16 protein-coding genes are annotated in these 19,997 nt (G+C 69.5%); 10 read left to right on the plus strand and 6 right to left on the minus strand.

What is annotated here, in order from left to right; translation table 11 throughout:
• The first annotated feature begins 41 nt into the window (after nucleotides 1-41).
• Both C6570_RS15740 and C6570_RS15745 read left to right on the plus strand, forming a co-directional pair.
• Nucleotides 42-560, plus strand: coding sequence for a GNAT family N-acetyltransferase (locus C6570_RS15740; protein WP_245896222.1), 519 nt, complete (start codon nucleotides 42-44; stop codon nucleotides 558-560).
• A 237-nt stretch (nucleotides 561-797) separates the two neighbouring features.
• Complete coding sequence (locus C6570_RS15745) at nucleotides 798-2,192, plus strand: class II 3-deoxy-7-phosphoheptulonate synthase (protein ID WP_106704055.1); 1,395 nt, start codon at nucleotides 798-800, stop codon at nucleotides 2,190-2,192.
• 17 nt (nucleotides 2,193-2,209) lie between these two features.
• Here the strand turns inward: C6570_RS15745 and C6570_RS15750 are convergent, their stop codons facing one another.
• On the minus strand, nucleotides 2,210-2,617 hold the full coding sequence (locus C6570_RS15750) for a DoxX family protein (RefSeq protein WP_106704056.1): 408 nt from the start codon (nucleotides 2,615-2,617) through the stop codon (nucleotides 2,210-2,212).
• Between the two features lie 237 nt (nucleotides 2,618-2,854).
• Entirely contained in the window at nucleotides 2,855-3,400 is a 546-nt protein-coding gene (locus C6570_RS15755) for a DUF2889 domain-containing protein (RefSeq protein ID WP_106704754.1), read from the minus strand.
• A 553-nt stretch (nucleotides 3,401-3,953) separates the two neighbouring features.
• On the opposite strand from C6570_RS15755, the gene C6570_RS15760 reads away from it, so the two are divergent.
• Together C6570_RS15760 and C6570_RS15765 are read left to right on the plus strand one after the other, a co-directional pair.
• Nucleotides 3,954-4,979, plus strand: a complete 1,026-nt coding sequence (locus C6570_RS15760) for a P1 family peptidase (protein ID WP_106704057.1) — start codon at nucleotides 3,954-3,956, stop codon at nucleotides 4,977-4,979.
• 384 nt (nucleotides 4,980-5,363) lie between these two features.
• Complete coding sequence (locus C6570_RS15765) at nucleotides 5,364-7,001, plus strand: TAXI family TRAP transporter solute-binding subunit (RefSeq protein WP_245896223.1); 1,638 nt, start codon at nucleotides 5,364-5,366, stop codon at nucleotides 6,999-7,001.
• Between the two features lie 131 nt (nucleotides 7,002-7,132).
• Here the strand turns inward: C6570_RS15765 and C6570_RS15770 are convergent, their stop codons facing one another.
• Entirely contained in the window at nucleotides 7,133-8,179 is a 1,047-nt protein-coding gene (locus C6570_RS15770) for an asparaginase (RefSeq protein WP_106704058.1), read from the minus strand.
• A gap of 172 nt (nucleotides 8,180-8,351) precedes the next feature.
• Between C6570_RS15770 and C6570_RS15775 the strand changes: the two genes are divergently transcribed.
• From C6570_RS15775 to C6570_RS15785, 3 genes are all read left to right on the plus strand, one after another.
• On the plus strand, nucleotides 8,352-8,675 hold the full coding sequence (locus C6570_RS15775; protein WP_106704059.1) for a hypothetical protein: 324 nt from the start codon (nucleotides 8,352-8,354) through the stop codon (nucleotides 8,673-8,675).
• 231 nt (nucleotides 8,676-8,906) lie between these two features.
• Complete coding sequence (locus tag C6570_RS15780) at nucleotides 8,907-9,470, plus strand: peroxiredoxin (protein ID WP_106704060.1); 564 nt, start codon at nucleotides 8,907-8,909, stop codon at nucleotides 9,468-9,470.
• Nucleotides 9,471-9,546: 76 nt separating this feature from the next.
• Nucleotides 9,547-10,803, plus strand: a complete 1,257-nt coding sequence (locus tag C6570_RS15785) for an acyltransferase family protein (protein ID WP_425437893.1) — start codon at nucleotides 9,547-9,549, stop codon at nucleotides 10,801-10,803.
• 106 nt (nucleotides 10,804-10,909) lie between these two features.
• On the opposite strand, the gene ettA is transcribed toward C6570_RS15785, so the two are convergent.
• A complete protein-coding gene (gene ettA / locus C6570_RS15790; protein ID WP_106704062.1) occupies nucleotides 10,910-12,571 on the minus strand; it encodes an energy-dependent translational throttle protein EttA in 1,662 nt (553 codons plus the stop codon).
• 450 nt (nucleotides 12,572-13,021) lie between these two features.
• Here ettA and C6570_RS15795 point away from each other — a divergent pair, with 450 nt between their 5' ends.
• The gene (locus tag C6570_RS15795; RefSeq protein ID WP_106704756.1) at nucleotides 13,022-14,896 is read left to right on the plus strand and encodes a DEAD/DEAH box helicase; all 1,875 of its coding nucleotides are present in this window, start codon (nucleotides 13,022-13,024) and stop codon (nucleotides 14,894-14,896) included.
• Nucleotides 14,897-15,387: 491 nt separating this feature from the next.
• Here the strand turns inward: C6570_RS15795 and C6570_RS15800 are convergent, their stop codons facing one another.
• A complete protein-coding gene (locus C6570_RS15800; protein WP_106704063.1) occupies nucleotides 15,388-16,296 on the minus strand; it encodes a LysR family transcriptional regulator in 909 nt (302 codons plus the stop codon).
• 196 nt (nucleotides 16,297-16,492) lie between these two features.
• On the opposite strand from C6570_RS15800, the gene C6570_RS15805 reads away from it, so the two are divergent.
• A complete protein-coding gene (locus C6570_RS15805; RefSeq protein WP_106704064.1) occupies nucleotides 16,493-17,251 on the plus strand; it encodes a sulfite exporter TauE/SafE family protein in 759 nt (252 codons plus the stop codon).
• Between the two features lie 143 nt (nucleotides 17,252-17,394).
• Here the strand turns inward: C6570_RS15805 and C6570_RS18195 are convergent, their stop codons facing one another.
• Nucleotides 17,395-17,550 (minus strand): hypothetical protein, encoded by a 156-nt coding sequence (locus C6570_RS18195; RefSeq protein ID WP_164675551.1) that lies wholly within the window; start codon nucleotides 17,548-17,550, stop codon nucleotides 17,395-17,397.
• Between the two features lie 189 nt (nucleotides 17,551-17,739).
• Here C6570_RS18195 and C6570_RS15815 point away from each other — a divergent pair, with 189 nt between their 5' ends.
• A complete protein-coding gene (locus tag C6570_RS15815) occupies nucleotides 17,740-19,893 on the plus strand; it encodes a TonB-dependent receptor (protein ID WP_106704066.1) in 2,154 nt (717 codons plus the stop codon).
• Nucleotides 19,894-19,997 lie beyond the last annotated feature (104 nt).

A 19,997-nucleotide genomic window follows, 5' to 3' on the forward strand; every position in this document is an offset into this window, starting at 1 on the left:
CGCCGCTGCGCGCAGCGCCTCACTTTGCCCCCTGATCGCCCGTGAACGCCCCCGCCGCCCCCCACGCACCTTTTTCCCCTACGCTGGCCGTGCGCCGCGTGGACTACACGCTGCCCGCCGACCGCCGCGCGCTGGTCGACCTGCTGAACGCCTACGCGATGGACCCGATGGGCGGCGGCGAAGCGCTGGCCGACGACGTGCAGGCCCGCCTGTGCGACGACCTGGCCCAGCGGCCCACCGCGGCCAGCTTCATCGCCTGGCTGGGCGATGAGCCCGTGGGCCTGATCAACACGTTCGAGGCCTATTCCACCTTCAAGGCCAAGCCGCTGCTGAACGTGCACGACGTCGCCGTGCTGTCGGCGCACCGCGGCCGTGGCGTGGGCCAGGCTCTGCTGGCCGCCTGCGAAGCGCTGGCGCGAGAGCGCGGCTGCTGCAAACTGACGCTGGAAGTGCTGAGCGGCAACCGCCGCGCCCTGCGCAGCTACGAAAGCTTCGGCTTCGTGCCCTACGTGCTCGACCCGGCCGAAGGCAACGCGCTGCTGATGCAGAAGTGGCTTTGAGCGCCGGCTGCGCGGGCTGCTTGAATCCGTCCAATGCATCCACCGCCGCGCCGAACAGCGTGCCGCTTGAACCCGCAGCGGCGCGCACGCCCTGCGCAGCCTGGCCAAGACCGTGGGGCCGAAAAGCGGCCATCACCGCCCCTGCCTCCGCCATCGAATGCTATGCTTCGTATAGCTGCCAGCGCAGACCGCACCAGCGCTGGCCCTTGTTTTGATACTCAGCTCTGAGCCCACGCCATGCCGCCGCCCAACGCCCCCGCCGCAACCACGCCACCTTCCGCCTGGCACCCTGCCAGCTGGCGCACGCACCCGGCCCGGCAGATGCCCACCTACCCCGACGCGCAGGCGCTGGCCAGCGCGTGCGGGCAGCTGGCGCAGTTTCCGCCGCTGATCTTCGCGGGCGAAGTGCGGGCGCTGCGCGCGCAGCTGGCCGAAGTGGCGGCCGGGCGCGCCTTTTTGCTGCAGGGCGGTGACTGCGCCGAAAGCTTTGACACGCTGGACGGCGCCGCCGCGCGCGAAACCTTCCGCGTCATGCTGCAGATGGCCGTGGTGCTGACCTACGGCGCCGCGCGCCCGGTGGTCAAGGTGGGGCGCATCGCCGGGCAGTTCGCCAAGCCGCGCTCGGCCGACACCGAAACGCAAGGCGACGTCACCCTGCCCAGCTACCGGGGCGACATCATCAACGGCGCGCCCTTCGCCGCCGCCGACCGCGCGCCCCAGCCCGAACGGCTGCTGCGCGCCTATTCGGCCAGCGCCGCCACGCTCAACCTGCTGCGCGCGCTGGCCCAGGGCGGCTTTGCCGACCTGCACCAGCTGCACGCCTGGACGGCCGATTTCGTGCGCCACAGCCCCCAGGGCCAGCGCTACCAGGCGCTGGCCGACCGCATCAGCGAAGCGCTGGCCTTCATGGCGGCCTGCGGCTTCACGTCCCAACACATGGCGCAACTGCGCGAAGTGGCGGTGTACACCTCGCATGAGGCGCTGCTGCTGCCCTATGAAGAGGCGCTGACGCGGCGCGGCGACGGCTTGCGCGCGCAAGACACGGGCGACTGGTTCGGCGGATCGGCCCACATGCTGTGGCTGGGCGAGCGCACCCGCCAGCTGGACGGCGCGCACATCGAATACCTGCGCGGCATCGCCAACCCGGTGGGCGTGAAGATCGGCCCGCAGGCCACGCCCGCCGACGTGCTGGCGCTGCTGAACGCCATCGACCCGGCGCGCCAGCCCGGCCGCACCGTGCTGATCACCCGCATGGGCGCGGGCAAGCTGGCCGCGCACCTGCCGCCGCTGCTGGCCGCCGTGCGCGACGCGGGCCACCCGGCCGTGTGGGCGTGCGACCCGATGCACGGCAACACCGTAACCACCCGCCACGGCGTTAAAACGCGCGATTTCGACAACATCGTGCAGGAGGTGCGCGAATTCTTTGCCGCCCACGCGCAAGAAGGCACGGTGGCCGGCGGCCTGCACGTCGAGCTGACGGGCCAGGACGTCACCGAATGCCGCGGCGGCGGCCAGAACCTGACCGACGACAACCTGCAGACCAACTACACCAGCGCGTGCGACCCGCGCCTGAACGGCTCACAAAGCCTGGAGCTGGCTTTTCTGGTGGCTGACCTGCTGCGCGGGCGCTGAGGCGGCTTCGGCGCCGCTCAGAACCAGTTAGGCGACGGGCACAGGGCGAAAGGCCCATCGCCCAGCAAGAACACCGCGACCAGCGCCACCGACCACAGCGCCGAGTATTCCCAGCCGCCGCCCTTGTTGTCGAACACAAAGCCGTTCTTGCCGTGCACCAGCACGATGGTGCCCACCATCATCGGCGTGAGCGCCAGCGCCACGTAGCGCGGCCACACACCCAGCAGCAGCGCCACGCCACCCAGGATTTCGGCCGCCATGGTCAGCAGCCCCACCCAGCCGGGCAGGCCGAGCGAGCGGAAGTAGCCCTCCACCCCCGCGGGCTTGGACACCAGCAGCTTGCGCAGCCCGTGCGCCAGAAACAGCGCGCCCAAGGCCAGGCGCAGAACCAGAATGCCCCAGGGCGCGGTGGTGATGTCGACCATGCGGTGCTCCTGAAAATGCTTGGAAGTGCTTGAAAAGCTTGCAATGCCTGAAAGGGGCGCCCTGCCCCGCACCTGCGCGGCGCCACCGGCATCAGGCCGCGCGCGGGCCACAAGGCCGGTGTTAGGCGGCGCACAGAATACTAGAATTTTGATAGCTTCCAGCGCAGGTGCACAGGGCGCCAGAGGCACTTTTTACTATCAACTTTGCCGGTGCACGCGCACACCCTGGCTTGCGCGCTATGCCACCCGCTCATGCCGCCGCTGGTAGAACATGGGGTAGATGCGCTGCACCGTCTCGCCGTCGAAGTCCCAGGTCTTGCACTTGCCCAGAAAGGGCGGCGGCGCGTCGGCGGGCAGCACGGCGTCCACCATCGTCTGAAACGCGGCGGTGGCCATGTTGAACAGCAATTCGCGCAGGTGCGCGCAACCTTCGATGCCGCCCAGGTGCTGGTCGATGGACCGGCGCCAACCGCGCGCCAGGCTGCTGCCCACCATGCGCTGCATAGGCGGCGCCGCAGCCGGGCAGGCGCCGTGGGGCACGTCGTCCATCGCCACTTCGATGGCGCGCACCACGGCCTGGCTGTCCACCGTCAGGCGGATGGCCATGCCGTGGATCGGCTCGCCCCCGCGCCACACGCGCTCACTGCTGACGGTGAAATCGCCCGTCTTCGTGTCGCGCAGCTCGGCTTCGATGTCCCACAGGCCGTCCTCGCGGCGGTAGCCGCGGTAAACGACGTGGCGGTTGTGCAGGTGGGAACGGGGGGCAGGCGTAGACAGGGGCACGGCGGGTGGGTGAACGGTGGCAAAACCTTGGATTGTCGCGCGACGGGCGATGCCGTGCAGGTGCCAGCCGCGCTGCTTTGGGTACGTGGCGGGCGGCACAGCGGGTGGCTGCGCCGGTGATGGCTGCGCCCCTGCCCCGGCGCGGCGGCGGCCAGGGCTTTGAGCTGCGTCAATCTTTCTGCGCCACGGGCGCGGTGGGCGGGCTGCACGCGATCTGCCCAACGCGGTCGGCCGGGAGCGCGCGGCGGCGCGAAATACCTGCAAATCCGCTATCGCAGTGATAGCTGCCAGCGCAGATTGGCAGGTCGCCAGAGCACGATTTCATACCTGAACGCCAACGCTGCCTACGCACCACCCATGCCCTGGCCCAGCCTGTGCAAACCGCTAGGCCGCCCAGCAGAGCGCCCAGGCCGCCGCGGGCGCACAATGGCCCGGCGTAAGCCAGAACTGACACAGCGTCAGGGCCGGCGCCCCGAAAGCGACGCCTGAGCCACGCAGCCACTTGCCACCTTCTCAACCCGGCGCATCGCCCCGTACCAGCCGCAAGCCGCTTATGCCACCAGCCAACGTCAACCCTTTGCACCCCGGCGCCATCAGCGATGTGCGCGGTATTTCCGTGGGCCACCACACCTTGCACGAGCGGCCCACCGGCTGCAGCGTGGTGCTGGCCGAAGCCGGCGCCGTGGGCGGCGTGGACGTGCGCGGCGCGGCGCCCGGCACGCGCGAGACCGACTTGCTCAACCCCGCCAACCTGGTCGGCGTGGTGCACGCGGTGCTGCTGTCAGGCGGCAGCGCCTGGGGGCTGGACGCCGCCGCCGGCGTGATGCGCTGGCTGGACGGGCGCGGCATCGGCCTGCCGGTGGGCACCGCGCCGGGCCAGCGCGTGCCCATCGTGCCCGCGGCGGTGCTGTTCGACCTGCACGTGGGCGACGCGCGCATCCGCCCCGGCGCCGACGCTGGCTGGGCCGCCTGCGAAGACGCCGCCCACGCGGGCACGGGCGCCGCGCTGGCGCAGGGCAACATCGGCGCGGGGGCGGGCGCCAGCGTGGGCAAGCTGTTTGGCATGGCGCACGCGATGAAGGGCGGCATCGGCACCGCGTCCATCACGCTGCAGGGCGTCACCGTGGGCGCGCTGATCGCCGTCAACGCGCTGGGCGACGTGGTGGACAGCGGCACCGGCCAACCCATTGCGGGCGCCCGCACCGCCGACGGGCAAGCGCTGCGCGGCAGCGTGGCGGCGGTGCTGTCCGGCCAGGCGCCGCAGGCCATTCTGGCGGGCACCAACACCACCATCGGCGTGATCGCTACCGACGCCACGCTGACCAAGGCGCAATGCCAGCGCCTGGCCGGCGCCGGGCACGACGGCCTGGCCCGCGCGATTCGCCCGGTGCACACGATGAGCGACGGCGACACGCTGTTTGCACTGGCCACGGGCCAGGCGGGCGCGCTGGACTTCAACACCTTGTGCATCCTGGCCGCCGAAGTCACCGCGCGCGCCAGCGCCAACGCCGTGCGCGCGGCCAGCGCGCTGCGCGTGGGCGATCTGTGGCTGCCTGCGGCGCGCGATTTGGCGGGGTGACGAGCGCTGACGCAGCGCGGTGGCGCCGCACTGCGCCCCGCGCCAGCGTGTATCCACCGCGCGCCCTGGCGGCCGTTGCCCTTTAGAACGCTGCACCGCGGCGCCTTACAGCTGCTCGGGCCGCTCGGGCCGCTCGGCCGCTTTGACACCCTTCGGCGATCGCGCGCGCCTAGGCGTTGCCAGTCCTCGCCTAGAGTCCACCGCAAGACGTTCACGGCGAAGACGCCCTGCACACCCGCGCCCACACGCACCGCCCCGCACCGAAGACCCTTGCGCCCGCGCGGCGCGGTGGACAGCCCCTGACGCACCGCTAGAATCGCTACGGGTTTAATAGCTGCCCGCGCAGTCTGCACCTGCGCTGATGGCCAGAAAGGCACTGCAAACATGATCGGACCCTTGCGGCGCACCCTCACCCTGTGGGTGCTGGCGGTGCGCGACATGCTGGCCTCGGCCGGGCCGGTGGCTTTTCTGGCCGTCGGCCTGCTGGTGGCCGCGTACTGGTGGCTGGACCCGCAGCCGCCCAAGACCGTGCGCCTGGCCACCGGGCCCGAAGGCAGCGCGTACGCGGGATTTGGCAAGCGCTACGCAGCGGCGCTGGCGCGCGAAGGCATCACGGTACAGCTGATCCCCACCGAAGGCTCTGTCGCCAACCTGCAGCTGCTGCGCGACGGCCAGGCCGACGTGGCTTTTGTGCGCGGCGGCAGCGGCGCGGCGCCCGCCACCGCCAACGGCTCGGGGTTGGCACCGCCCGAAATGCCCGCGTCCGGCGCCAGCGCGCCCGAGGCCGCCGCACCCGCTGACGACGACGCCAGCCTGCAGTCGCTGGGCGCGCTGTTCTATGAGCCGCTGTGGATCTTCTACCGGCCCCAGGCGCTGCTGGCGACGGGCGACGGGCAAGGCGCCGCACCGGGCGCGGCAACGGTCAACGCCGCCGGCGCCACATCACCCGCCACATCACCCGCTTCATCACCTGCCGCAGCGACCGCACGGCAGGCGGCGTCCGGCACCGCTCCCGGCGCATCGCGCCAAGGCACCCGCCCGCCGCAGGCCAACACCTCGCAGGCCACCACCTCGCAGGCCACCACGCCGCCAGTCACACCCGCGCCCCCGCTGGCGCCGCAATCCATCGCCCAGATCAGCCGCCTGCGCCTGAACGTGGACCAGCCCGGCAGCGGCGTGCCGCAGCTGATGCAGCGCCTGCTGCGCGCCAACGGCCTGCATGCCGAGCAGATGCCGCTCAGCCACCTGGCGCCCAACGCCGCCGCGCAGGCGCTGCTGGCCGGCCAGCTGGACGCGCTGGTGCTGACCAGCGCGCCGCAATCGGCCGTGGTGCGCCAGCTGCTTCGCACACCCGGCGTGCAGGTGCTGGAGCTGGCCCAGGCCGACGCGTACACGCGCCGCTTTCCTTTCCTGCGCACGGTGACGCTGCCGCGCGGCGTGGCCGATCTGGCCGCCGACGTGCCGCCGCACGACGTCACGCTGCTGGCGGCCACCACCTCGCTGCTGTCGCGCGAAGACACGCACCCCGCGCTGCGCCAGCTGTTTGCCCAGGCCGCGCAAACCATCCACAGCCGCGCGGGCTGGCTGAACGGCACGCGCGAATTCCCCAATACCCGCACCAGCGAGCTGCCCGTCAGCCCCGAGGGCGAGCGCGCCATCAACGGCGCGCCCCCGTTCTGGCAGCGCTACCTGCCGTTCTGGGCCAGCAACCTGCTGGACCGCATGTGGCTGGTGATCGGCGGCTTGATCGTGCTGCTGCTGCCGCTGTCGCGCGTGGTGCCGCCGCTGTACACCTTCCGCGTGCGCCGCCGCGTGTTCCGCTGGTACGCGCGCTTGCGCGCGATCGAGGACAAGCTGGACAACGGCACGGGCGAGCGCACCGAACTGCTCGACGAGCTGGACGAGCTGGACCGCGTGGCCAACGGCATCGCCGTGCCGCTGGCGCACGCCGACGAGCTGTTCGCGCTGCGCAACAACATCGACCTGGTGCGCAAGCGCCTGCTGGCCAAGCGCCCGGCGTGATGCGAATTTATGAATAAAACAAGCCGCTGGCGCTAGCCAGATAAGCGCCAGCAGCTATCTTTTTGATAGTTATGCACTGATCGCCGGGCGCTGTTCACTGGGCATCAAGGCGCAGCGCCGCGCCTTCGCCTTCAGTAGCGCCAGAACGCCTGTTGCATGGCCGCCGCATCGTCCCCGCGCGCCAGCGACAGCGCCGCCAGCAGGCGCGCGCGCTGCGGGCTTTGGTCGTCCACCACCACGCTGCCGGCCGCGTCATCGTCGAAATTGGCGTTGCGGATCACCGGGCCGTCGCCCACGCGGGCGGCGCGCACAACCTGCACGCCGCGCCCGCGCAGCGCCGGCAGCAGCGCCTTCAGGTAGTCGGGCACCGTGCCGCCGCCAAAGCCCGCATGCACGATGGCACGCGCCCCGGCGGCCACCCAGGCCTCAAAAATCTCGGCGCGCATGTTGCCGTGCCCGGCCACCACGCCCACCAGCGGCAGCGCGCCGGTGATCTGCCGAATGTCGAATTCGCTGGTCGCCGTGTGCGGACGCACCACAGCGCGGTACCAGCGGGGCTGCCCTTCCAGCACCAGGCCCAGCGCGCCGTGGGGCGAGGCAAACGCGTCCAGCCGCATGCTGTGCACTTTGGCCACGTCGCGGCCGCTGTGGATTTGCTCGTTCATCACCACCAGCACGCCCCGCCCCGCGCTGCCCGGGTGGGCCGCCACCGCCACCGCGTGCAGCAGGTTGGCCGGGCCATCGGCGGCGGGCGCGGTGCCGGGGCGCATGGCGCCCGTCAGCACGATGGGCTTGTGCGTGGGCACCGTGAGGTGCAGGAAGTACGCCGACTCTTCCATCGTGTCGGTGCCGTGGGTGACGACCACCCCGTCCACGTCGTCCTGCGCGCACAGCGCGGCCACGCGCCGGGCCAGCTGCAGCAGGTGCTCGTCGGTGAAATCGGCCGAATCGATCTGAAACAGCTGCTCGGCCCGCAGCGCGGCCAGCCGGTTCAGCGCGGGCACGCCGCGCAGCAGGGCATCGGCCGACACCACGGCGGATTGGTAAGCGGCCGACGGCGCACCGTCGCCGCCCGTGCCGGCGCCCGCAATCGTTCCGCCCGTGGCCACGACGGCGATGGAAGGGCGGCGCGCGCCGGGGCTGAGGGCTTGGCTTGGTGCGGGGCTGTCGGCGTTCATGGGGCCGATTGTGGCCTGCCGGCAACGCGCGGCGCGGCCCGCGCCACACGGTGTGCTTTTTTCGGCTGCCCTGCGGCTGGGGCCGCGCACGACAAGTCGTTACACTGACAGGCACATCCATCCGCCGGCACCCGCCACCCGCAGCCGGTGGCGGCCCGAGGGAGCCATCCAAATGAAAAAATCCATTCTGCTGATTTCCGCCGCTTTGTTGATGACCGGCCTGGCGCACGCCGCCCCCGACGCCGTGAACGACGACGACGTGCTGCCCAATTCGCCCTGGAAAGAGCGCGGCATGCCCGACGCTGGCGGCTTCAACCCCACGCTGCGCCCCACGGCGCAAGGCGGCTACGTCGCCCCTGCGGCGATGACCTACTACCCGCCGATGACGCTGATCGAAGAGCGCCCGGCGAAGCCCTACGCGCTGGTGGCTGCGCCCACGCTGCCTTGCGCCCCCGGCTACTGCCCCATTCGCGCACCGAGAGCCGACCGCAACTGACGCCCGGCCCGCGCAGGCCAGCCGCCGCCAGGGTGCCGGCCTGCCTGATCCGGGGCGGTTTGGCGCTGGCTTGTGAGCGCGGCGCGGCCCGCGCGCAGCGCCGTTGGCCCGAACCGCATCGGTAACCTCTGCGAACGTATCGACACAGCGCTTGGTCGTAACATTCCGGTTTGGGCACACCGCAGCACCTTCGCCTGCACACCCTTTGGCGCGCCCCGAATCGGAGGCAGCATGACCCCACCCAACCCCCAACCTTCTTCTTGGCTGCGCCGCAGCGCTTTGGCGCTGTGCGTCGCGTGCGCGGCAGCCAACGCCGTGGCCGCGCTGAAGCCCGGCGCACCCGCGCCGCTGTTCAAGACCGAGGCGGCGGTGGCGGGCAAGCCGTTTGCGTTCGACATGGCCGCCGCCCTGCAAAAAGGGCCGGTGGTGCTGTACTTCTTTCCGAAGGCGTTCACGCAGGGCTGCACGGTTGAAGCCAACGCCTTCGCCGAAGCCACGCCGCGTTTTGCCGCGTTGGGCGCCAGCGTGGTCGGCATGTCGCGCGACAACATCGACACGCTGAAGAAATTCAGCGTGGAGGAATGCCGCAACCAATTCGCCGTGGCAGCCGACCCGGACGGCAAGACGATTCGCGCGTACGACGCCGCTTCGCTCATGCCCGGCATGGCCAGCCGCATCTCTTACGTGGTGGGGCAAGACGGCAAGATCGCCTTCACCCACGAAGGCAGCGACCCGCTGCGCCACGTCGAAGAAACGATGAAGGCGGTGCAGCGCCTGAAGGCCGCCGCCCGCTGAGCGACGCAGTCCACAGCCAGGTCACGACATGCGGCTTCCCAGTGTTGGACTAAGGTGCGCTTGCGCCGCGCCGGCGGTGCCGACCACCACCCTTTCCACTCGTTCTACACCTGACGCACGCGCGCCAGGCCAGCGGCCCAGCGGCGTCACATCGGCCACCGCGCCCGTCGCGCTGACACCTGCCGCCACCGCCGCATCCCGCAACGCCTGGATCGATCAGGTCAAGGCGGTGGCCTGCCTGCTGATCATCGGCCACCACCTGGCGTTCTACGGCCCCATGTCGGATGCCGCGCGGCCCGGCGCGCCCGCGCTGGTGGACTGGTTCTACGACTATGGCCGCATGGCCGTGCAGGTGTTTCTGGTGCTGGGCGGGTACCTGGCGGCCAGGGGGCTGGCGCCCGCCGGGGCGCCGCGCGCCACCGACCCGATGCGCCTGATCGGCCATCGGTTTGCTCGCCTGGCCCTGCCCTACTGCGCCGCGCTGGCCTTGACGATCCTCGTCAACGAAGCGGTGCGCGAATTCGGCTTCCACCATGAATCGGTGTCTGACGCGCCCACGTGGGACCAGATCCTGGCGCACCTGCTGCTGGTGCAAAGCATCGGCGGGTGGGAATCGCTGTCGGCCGGCGTGTGGTACGTGGCCATTGACTTTCAGCTGTTCGCCCTGTGCGCGCTGTGGTTCTGGCTCAGCCTGCGCCTGGGTGGCACTGCCCAGGGGCCCGACCGCACCAGCGCGGCACCCACGCTGCCCACGCTGGCGCAATTCGGCGTGATCGCGCTGGGCTGCGCGTCGCTGTGGTGGTGGAACCAGGCCGAGCAGTTGGATGTGTGGGCGCTGTACTTCGTGGGCGCCTATGCGCTGGGCATGATGGCCTGGTGGGCCGCGCACAGCCCGAACGTGCTGGCGCGCTGCGGCTGGCTGGCGGCCATGCTGGCCTGCGGCGCGATCGCGCTGACGCTGGAGTGGCGCGACCGCATCGCGCTGGCGTGGGCGGCGGCGCTGGCACTGGCCGTTTGCAGCGCCGTGCATTGGCCCGAGGCGTGGCGGCGCGCGCGCTGGGCGCCGCTGGCCTGGGTTGGCCAGCGTTCGTATTCGATCTTCCTGATCCACTTTGCCGTGTGCCTGCTGGTCAACGCGGTGTGGAGCGCGCTGTGGCCCTCGGGCATCGCCGTGAATGCGCTGGGCATGCTGGTGGCGATGGCCTGCTCGGTCGGCGCAGGTGCGCTGCTCTACCGTGGCGTGGAAAGCCGGCAGCTGAGCTGGATGCGCTTGCTGAGCTGGCAGGCCGGCGTGCTGAGCGTCGGCGCCCTGGCGATCAAGGGCCTGCTGTGACGATGGCCTGAGCGCTGGGCGCCGGGCGCCCGTCCCGCCATAAAAAAAGGCCAGCATTCGCTGGCCTTTTTGCTATTTATTGCATAGCTTCTGGCGCTGGTCCCGCTTACTTCAGCGCCTTGTAGCGCACACGGTGCGGTCGGGCACCATCTTCACCCAGTCGCTTCTTCTTGTCGGCCTCATATTCCTGGTAGTTGCCGTCGAAGAACACCCATTGGCTGTCACCCTCGGCGGCCAGGATGTGGGTGCAGATGCGGTCCAGGAACCAGCGGTCATGGCTGATGACCATCACGCTGCCGGCGAATTCCAGCAGCGCGTCTTCCAGCGCGCGCAGCGTTTCCACGTCCAGGTCGTTCGACGGTTCGTCCAGCAGCAGCACGTTGCCGCCCTGCATCAGCGTCTTGGCCAGGTGCAGGCGCCCGCGCTCACCGCCCGACAGCATGCCCACTTTCTTCTGCTGGTCCTGCCCGTTGAAGTTGAAGCGCCCCGCGTACGCGCGGCTGGGCATCTGGAACTTGCCCACGGTGATGATGTCCAGCCCGCCGGAGATGTCTTCCCACACGGTCTTGTCGTTGGCCAGCTCATCGCGGTGCTGGTCGACAAACGCCATCTGCACGGTCTTGCCGATGGTCACTTCGCCCGAGTCGGGCTGCTCGACGCCCGCGATCAGCTTGAACAGCGTGGATTTGCCCGCGCCGTTGGGGCCGATGATGCCGACGATGGCGCCCGCCGGCACCTTGAAGCTCAGGTTGTCGATCAGCAGGCGGTCGCCAAAGCTCTTTGACACACCTTTGAATTCGAACACTTCATGGCCCAGGCGCTCAGCCACGGGAATGAAGATCTCCTGCGTCTCGTTGCGCTTCTGGTATTCGTAGTCGCTCAGCTCTTCAAAGCGCGCCAGGCGCGCCTTGGACTTGGCCTGCCGCCCTTTCGGGTTGGCGCGCGCCCATTCCAGCTCTTTCTTCATCGCCTTGGCGCGGGCGTCTTCGGTGCGCTGCTCCTGCTTGAGGCGCGCGTCCTTCTGCTCCAGCCAGGTGCTGTAGTTGCCTTTGTAAGGAATGCCGTGGCCACGGTCCAGCTCCAGAATCCACTCGGCGGCGTTGTCCAGGAAGTAGCGATCGTGGGTGATGGCCACCACGGTGCCGGTAAAGCGCTTGAGGAAGATCTCCAGCCACTCCACGCTTTCGGCGTCCAAGTGGTTGGTGGGCTCGTCCAGCAGCAGCATGTCTGGCTTGGACAGCAGCAGCTTGCACAGCGCCACGCGGCGCTTTTCACCGCCCGACAGCTTGCCGATCACGGCGTCCCACGGCGGCAGGCGCAGCGCGTCGGCGGCGATTTCCAGCTGGTGTTCGCTGTCCGTGCCGGCGGCGGCAATCACCGCCTCCAGTTTGCCCTGCTCCTCGCTCAAGGCGTCGAAATCGGCGTCCGGCTCGGCGTAGGCGGCGTAGATTTCCTCCAGGCGTGCGCGGGCGGCATTGACTTCGCCCATCGCCAGCTCGACCTCCTGGCGCACGGTGTTTTCAGGGTTGAGCGCCGGCTCTTGCGGCAGATAGCCCACCTCCAGGCCCGGCATGGGGGTGGCTTCACCCTCGATCTCCTTGTCGATCCCCGCCATGATCTTCAGCAGCGTGGACTTGCCAGAGCCGTTCAGGCCCAGCACCCCGATCTTGGCGCCGGGGAAAAACGACAGCGAAATGTCTTTCAAGATCTGCCGCTTGGGCGGCACGATCTTGCTGACGCGGTTCATGGTGTAGACGTATTGGGCCATGGCTTACTCTCAAATCAATAGCTGTCCGCGCTCATTGGACGGGCGCTGGCAACCGAAAAGCTTAAAAAACGGGTGGAGATGCGGCGCAACGCGGCTGGCGTTGCCTGCGCGCTGTGCGCGGCCGTTGCGGGCCGATTATCGGCGTTTGCACAAGACCTGGCCGCGCAGCGCGGCTGGCGCACCGCCGAGTGCTCTTGGCGGTGGCCTTGGCGGCGCGCGGATGGCCTTGCCGCGCCCGCCCCACCACTTGGCCGGTGCCGTGCGATAATTCAACGGCTAGCGGCCCACCAGTACAGCCGCGCAGCCAGCTCTTCCGCTGGGGTCATGAGGGAGACACAAGCCCCCGATCGCCCGCTTTTGAAGAACGCTTTCAGCCTTTGACTGGCCGGCACCTTGCCGGAACAGGCCGACAAGCAGCAGTGCCGCAACGAGACCGGCACCCATAACCTGATGAACTTTGAAGATCTGAACCTGGCACCGGCCATTCTCAAGGCCGTGCACGAGTTGGGCTACACCGCCCCCACCCCGGTCCAGGCGCAAGCCATTCCGGCCGTGCTGGCGGGCAGCGATCTGCTGGCCGGCGCCCAGACCGGCACCGGCAAGACCGCCGGCTTCACCCTGCCCGTGCTGCAGCTGCTCAGCAGCCGCGCCGGCGCCAAGCCCGGCTGCATCCGCGCCCTGGTGCTGACCCCCACGCGCGAGCTGGCCGCACAGGTCGAAGAATCGGTGCGTAACTACGGCAAATACCTGGACCTCAGCTCCACCGTCATCTTCGGCGGCGTGGGCATGAACCCGCAGATCAGCCGCATCCGCGCGGGCTGCGACATCCTGGTGGCCACGCCCGGCCGCCTGCTGGACCTGGCTGGCCAGGGCTACGTCGACCTGTCCAACGTCGAAATCCTGGTGCTGGATGAAGCCGACCGCATGCTGGACATGGGCTTCATCCACGACGTGAAGAAAGTGCTGGCCCTGCTGCCCAAGGCCAAGCAAAGCCTGCTGTTCTCGGCCACGTTCAGCGACGAGATCCGCGACCTCGCCAATGGCCTGCTGAAAGACCCGCAGCACATCCAGGTGACGCCGCCCAACACCACCGTCGAGCGCATCGCCCAGCTGATCTACCCCGTGGGCCGCACGCGCAAGAAGGAAGTGCTGGCCCACCTGATCGACCAGGGCAGCTGGAGCCAGGTGCTGGTGTTCACCCGCACCAAGTACGGCGCGAACAACGTGGCCGAATACCTGACCAAGCACGGCATCAAGGCGATGGCGCTGCACGGCAACAAGAGCCAGAGCGCCCGCACGCAGGCGCTGGCCGAGTTCAAGAGCGGCGAGCTGCGCGCGCTGGTGGCCACCGACATCGCCGCCCGCGGCATCGACATCGATGAGCTGCCGCACGTGGTGAACTACGAAATCCCGAACGTGCCCGAAGACTACGTGCACCGCATTGGCCGCACCGGCCGCGCGGGCGCCAGTGGCCAGGCCGTCAGCCTGGTGTGCATGGATGAAGAAGGCTTCATGCACGAGATCGAGCGCTTCACCAAGCAGCAGATCCCGGTGGAAATCCTGGAAGGCTTCGGCCCGGCCGAAGGCGAGCAGGCCGAGCCTATCGCCATGGGCCGCCAGACGCTGTGGGGCGGCCTGGGCAAGCCGCCCGGCCGCGACGTGATGCAAGCGGCCGCCCGCGCTGCGCGCCAGGACATGATGCAGCGCATCCGCGACAACAAGGCCGCCCAGGGCGGCGCTGGCCGCGGCCAGGGCGGCCGCGGCGGCCAAAGCCCGCGCAACGCGCCGGCCAGCAACGGCGCGCGCCGCGCACCCGTGGCCCGCACCGAAGGTGACGCGGGCGACGTAGCCCAGCGCGACGACGCCATGGCCGTGGGCGCCGACGGCGCGCCGCAAGGCGACCGCGCCAACCGCAACCGCCGCCGCCGTGGGCGCGGCGGTGCAGGCATGGGCGGCAACGGCGGCCAGCATGGCGGCCAAGGCGCACCGCGCCAGCAGAACAGCGGCGTGCGCCAATCGCCCGGCCTGCCGCCCACGCGCGAATTCGGCTTTGACGACGAGGACGACCGCGACATGGATCGTCTGCCGCGCAACATCGACCCGCTGCAGACCAACCTGCACGGCCGCCGCAACGCGCCGCGTGGCCCCAGCCACGGCGCAGCCGGCCAGCCTGATCCGATGCGCACCAGCATCGACATGATGGGCAAGGGGGCCAACCGCAACAAGGGCAACCGCAGTGGTGGCAATGGCGGCGGTGGTGGCCGTGGTAACTTCGGTGGCGGCGGTGGCAGCCGCAACCGCGCCGGCGGCGGCTTCAGCCGCTGATCGGCGGCCGCTCGGCGCCCACAAGAAAAGGCTTCTTCGGAAGCCTTTTTTTGTTGCTGGGTCGGCGTTGATCGACGAATGAATGTTTGGGGCTCCAGCGCAGGCTGCATCAGCGCTGGCAGCTATGCATTGAATAGCAAATTCGGTTCTTCAGCCTACCGCCGCCATCTATCACGTGCGGCTTTCTGCGGCCTCATTGGCGCGCTGTTCTCCGCATCGAGGCGAGCCACCGGCCCAGCTTTGCCTGGGTGATGCGCAGCGCAGCCGTGCGCCGGTCTGCGCGGGCGCTGTGCACGCAAGCGCTGCTAGCGGCCGCCGCAACGCCCCGCGGCGCACCGGTTGCCAGGCACCGAGCGCGGACGATTTCATACATATAAAAATTGGCTCTAGCGCCCTACCCACCAGCGCTAGCAGCTACTTAATCAGGAGCGCTAGCAAAGAGCGCTGCACCCGTTGCCAGAACCCGGTGCCGACCCCAGCCCCGGCGCGGATCATCGCCGCGCAGGCGCAACCGCACCGCTGGTCGCGTCGATCAGGAATTTCGCCAACCTGGCCGTCGCAGGCGGCAAGGCGCCGAACGAGGGCGCGGCGAGCAGCAAGGTGCGCGCGGCCCAGCCGTCGGTCAGGGGTACGCGCCGCAGGCCGCTGGCGCGCGCCTCTCGCTCGGCCACCGCGCGGGGCACCACAGCCACGCCAGCGCCCAGGGCGACCATACGGCTCACGGCCTCCAGGCTGCCCAGGCGCATGCGGTAGTCCCAGCCAGGCTGACAGCGGCGCGCCTGCGCGGTGACCATGGCTTGCAGGGCGCTGGCTTCATGCAGGCCAAGGAAGGCGTGGACCAGCGCGTCGGCCAGCGACATGCGGCGCACGCCAGCCAGCGCGTGGCTGCGCGGCACGATCAGTACCAACGGGTCGGGCCGCAGCGGCGCGCATTCCAGCCCCGCCACATCGGCTGCGTCGGACGGCACGCCCAGCTCGGCCTGGCGCTGTCGCAGGGCGTCGGCGATGGCGGCGCTGGGGCGCTCTTGCATGTCCAGGGTGTAGCCGGGGTGCGCGGCCAGAAAGCGCGCCAGCAGCGGCGGCAGGTGCACGGTGGCGGCCGAGGTGTTGGCCCACAGGCGCAGGTGCGCACGCGGCCCCTCGGTGTGTTCGGCCATGGCTTCGTGCAGCTGGCCCAGTTGCGCCAGCACTTGTTGCGCGTGGCGCGCCAGGGTCTGCCCGGCGGGCGTAGGCTGCGCGCCGCGCCGGTCGCGCACGAGCAGCGGCGTGCCCAGCGCATCTTCCAGCGCCCGCACGCGCGCGCTGGCCGAGGCCAATGTCATGTGGCTGCGCTCGGCACCGGCGGTGATGCTGCCTTGCTCCGCCACGTGCAGGAACAGGCGCAGGTCGATCAAGTCCATGGGCGTGCGGTCTACTGGCTGTGCGCGGCAGGCTAGCACGGTCAGGCGGGGGCTAGGGCAGCAGCCTCAGCGGTGGCCTGAGGCTGGGTGAGCGTTTCGCGCAGTGACTTCGCACCCGGCGCGGCCCAGAATGCGTTCACGCTGGCGTGGCTGGCCGTGCCGCAGGGGCACGGCGCCAGGGCCATCCCTGATCACCATGTCGCTTACCCACTTTTTCACCGACCCACTCTGGCTGTTTGCCATCGCCGTGTTTTTGGCGGCGGGCGCCGTCAAAGGCATCGTCGGCCTCGGCCTGCCGACGCTGGCGATGGCGCTGCTGGCGCTGCGCATGCCCCCGGCGCAGGCGGCGGCGCTGCTGGTGCTGCCTTCGCTGGTGACCAACGTGTGGCAGATGCGGCCCTGGCGCGCGCTGCCGGCGCTGGCGCGGCGGCTGGCGCCGATGCAGGCGGGCGTGGTGGCGGGCACGCTGCTGGGCGCGTGGTGGCTGGGCGCGCCGTCTGGCGCTTGGGCGGTGGTGGCGCTGGGCCTGGCGCTGATCGCCTACGGCGGCTGGGGCTTGATCGGGGCGAGGTTGCCTTACGTGTCACCACGCGCGCAAACCGTGGCCGGGCCGCTGGTGGGCGCGCTGACCGGGCTGGTCACAGCCGCCACGGGCGTGTTCGTGCTGCCGGCCGTGCCCTATCTGCAGGCGCTGGGCATGGCGCGCGACGATCTGGTGCAGGCGATGGGCTTGTCTTTCACCGTGTCCACCCTGGCGCTGGCGATGGGCCTGGCTTTCAACCACCAGTACCCGGCGTCTGCGGCGGCGGGTTCGGTGGCGTTGGTGTTGCCCGCGCTGATCGGCATGCAGGCCGGCCAATGGCTGCGCCAGCGGCTTTCGCCCACGCGCTTTCGCGTGTGCTTCATGGCGGCGCTGATCGGGCTGGGCGCGTGGATGGTGCTGCGGGCGGTGTAAGTAGCGCAGATCCGCCGGCCGGAGCAGACGAAGCGCAGCCGATTCGCAGTCACGGCAGCGGCGCGCCGATGAGCCGCCCTAGCGTCGCAATCGGCGATGGCGCCCACGCATTAAGCACCTGCAGCTATGAATAGCGTAGTGATTCAGGTGCCAGCGCGCCCCTTGCCAGTGGTCGAACGCCATGGCCGATGCACGAGCGCGAGCACGAGCACGAGCACGAGCACGAGCACGAGCACGAGCGCGAACAGCGTGCTCGCCAGGAATGTGGCGTGGGTGAGGATTGAGCGGGCGGCGCTCACTCAGTGCCCCGGCGCCCCCGCGCGCGCGTGTCGCGAAGCCGTCGCCCATTTGCATGCAAATAGCAATCAGTCTCATTTGCAATACAATTTCACAGACGGCCATTCGCGTGGGCATTCCTCCCAGCGCACGGTGCCCGTCTTATCGCCGCGTGATGCGCGCACACCTCTCACTCATCCCTGTTTTCCCGCATGACTTCGTTCTCGTTCGCCCCGTTTTCCCTGACGCCGACCGCCCGCCTGGTTCGCCATGCGCTGGGCTTTGCCACGCTGGCTGGGCTCGCCGTCGCCCACGCGCAGGACGCTGAGCCACGCCCGTCATCCACGCTCCAGGAGGTTCAGGTTGTCGACCAGGCCGAGTCGATCGGCGGCCTGCAAAAGAAATACTCGGGCGGTCAGTTGGCACGCGGTGGCGCCCTGGGCATTCTCGGCCGCACCGACATGCTGGACGTACCGTTCAGCACCACCAACTACACCTCGGAGTTGATCGACAACCAGCAAGGCCTCACGGTGTCGGACGTGGTGATGAACGACGCTTCGGTGCGCACCTTGCAGGCGCGCGGCGGGTTTGGGGAGGACTACCAGATTCGCGGCCTGTCGGTGGGTGCGCGCGACGTCGCGATGAACGGCCTCTACGGCCTGTCGCCCGCCACCCGCATGCCGCTGGAGATGATCGAGCGCGTCGAGGTCCTCAAGGGGCCGGGGGCGCTGACGCAGGGTGTGGGCCCCAACGGCAGCGTGGGCGGCAGCATCAACGTGGTGACCAAGCGCGCCCATGACATCCCGCTGACGCGCCTGACCACGACGTACATGGGCAAGGCGCAATTCGGCACGCACCTGGACGTCGGCCGCCGCTTTGGCAAAGACAACGAATGGGGCGTGCGGGCCAACGGCGTGTGGCGCAATGGCGAAGGCAACATCGACGGTGGGCGCCAGCGGCTGGGTCTGGGCTCGCTCGGCGTGGACTACGCTGGCACACGCCTGCGCGCCTCTGCCGACCTGCTGTATTCCGAAGGCACCAACCAGAATTTCCGGCCGCAGGCCGCGTTTCTGGCTGGCATCACCCAAGTGCCGGAGGTGCCCAACCCACGCCAGAGCTTCTACCCTGGCGCCGCGATGTCGGACAAGGCCAAGACGGCCATGACGCGGCTGGAGTACGACGTGACCGACCGCACTACCGTCTATGGCGCCATCGGCTACAGCGAAGTCAGCAGCCAGCAGAACTTCCCTACCGCCGCCACGCGCATCAACACCGCTGGCGACTTCACGGTGCGCAACGGCTATTACGACGAATACAACAAGACCACCTCGGGTGACGCTGGCGTGCGCACCAAATTCAGCACCGGCCCCGTGAATCACACCGCCGTGCTGGCGGCTAACTTCATGCAGCGCGAAACCGGCTACTTCTACCAGCTGACGCCCACGCCGGTGCCGTCCAACATTTATCGCCCAGCCCCGCTGCCGGCCATCACTTTCGCACGCGGCACGCCGGCCAAGTCGGCCGAGTTGGAGCAATACAGCGTGGCCCTGGCCGACACCATGAGCCTGTTCAACGACCGCCTGCTGGCCACGCTGGGCATGCGCGACCAGACCATTCATCAGAAAAGCGTGAATGGCTCGATCGCCTACAAGGCCAGCAGCACCACGCCACTGGTGGGCCTGGTGTTCAAGTTCGACAAGGACACCGCCGTCTACTACAACTACACAGCGGGCCTGAGCGCGGGTGGCGTGGCCGGTGCCACCACCGCCAACGCCGGCGAAGTGTTCGCACCGCAAAAATCGAAGCAGCACGAAATCGGCATCAAGCGCGACTGGGGCACGCTGGTCACGCAGGCCACGGTCTACCAGATCGAGCGGCCCACCTCGATGACGGAAAACAACGTCTACAGCTTTGGAGGCAAGCAGCGCAACCGGGGGCTCGAGTTGACCGCTTATGGCGAGATCGTGCGCGGCCTGCGACTGATGGCCAGCGCCTCCTTCAACCAGGCCAAGCTGCTGCGCACCGCCAATGGCGCCAACCAGGGCAATAACGCCCCTGGCGTGCCCGATCGCACCTACAACCTGGGGCTGGACTGGGATGTTCCGGGCGCGCCTGGCCTCAGCCTGAATGGCCGGGTCATCAGCACCTCGTCCATGAACTACGACGCCGCCAACCTGCTGCGCATGCCCGGCTGGAGCCGCTTTGACCTGGGCGCGCGCTACGCCACCAAGGTGGCGGGAAAGAACCTGGTGATCCGTGCCAGCGTCGAAAACGTGGCCGACAAGGCCTACTGGGTCACCGCCAGCGGCTACGTGACGGTGGGCGCGCCGCGCACGCTGATGCTGTCGGCGTCACTCGACTTCTGATCGTCGGTCCGGCTCTTTGGCCGGCCTCCCAAGGCCTCACGCTGGCAGCGGCCCACGCATTGGGGGGTGGACGGCCCGGCACAATGAAAAAAGGCCTCATCCGA

Origin of the sequence: Ottowia oryzae (assembly GCF_003008535.1) — a bacterium.
In the GTDB taxonomy this organism is placed as follows: Bacteria; Pseudomonadota; Gammaproteobacteria; order Burkholderiales; family Burkholderiaceae_C; genus Ottowia; species Ottowia oryzae.

Excerpts from the sequence above, each read along its gene's own strand:
- C6570_RS15745 (WP_106704055.1), top strand. The coding sequence starts at position 798 with ATGCCGCCGCCCAACGCCCCCGCCGCAACCACGCCACCTTCCGCCTGG.
- C6570_RS15750 (WP_106704056.1), bottom strand. The coding sequence starts at position 2,617 with ATGGTCGACATCACCACCGCGCCCTGGGGCATTCTGGTTCTGCGCCTG.
- C6570_RS15760 (WP_106704057.1), top strand. The coding sequence starts at position 3,954 with ATGCCACCAGCCAACGTCAACCCTTTGCACCCCGGCGCCATCAGCGAT.
- C6570_RS15765 (WP_245896223.1), top strand. The coding sequence starts at position 5,364 with ATGATCGGACCCTTGCGGCGCACCCTCACCCTGTGGGTGCTGGCGGTG.
- C6570_RS15770 (WP_106704058.1), bottom strand. The coding sequence starts at position 8,179 with ATGAACGCCGACAGCCCCGCACCAAGCCAAGCCCTCAGCCCCGGCGCG.
- C6570_RS15775 (WP_106704059.1), top strand. The coding sequence starts at position 8,352 with ATGAAAAAATCCATTCTGCTGATTTCCGCCGCTTTGTTGATGACCGGC.
- C6570_RS15780 (WP_106704060.1), top strand. The coding sequence starts at position 8,907 with ATGACCCCACCCAACCCCCAACCTTCTTCTTGGCTGCGCCGCAGCGCT.
- ettA (WP_106704062.1), bottom strand. The coding sequence starts at position 12,571 with ATGGCCCAATACGTCTACACCATGAACCGCGTCAGCAAGATCGTGCCG.
- C6570_RS15795 (WP_106704756.1), top strand. The coding sequence starts at position 13,022 with ATGAACTTTGAAGATCTGAACCTGGCACCGGCCATTCTCAAGGCCGTG.
- C6570_RS15800 (WP_106704063.1), bottom strand. The coding sequence starts at position 16,296 with ATGGACTTGATCGACCTGCGCCTGTTCCTGCACGTGGCGGAGCAAGGC.
- C6570_RS15805 (WP_106704064.1), top strand. The coding sequence starts at position 16,493 with ATGTCGCTTACCCACTTTTTCACCGACCCACTCTGGCTGTTTGCCATC.
- C6570_RS15815 (WP_106704066.1), top strand. The coding sequence starts at position 17,740 with ATGACTTCGTTCTCGTTCGCCCCGTTTTCCCTGACGCCGACCGCCCGC.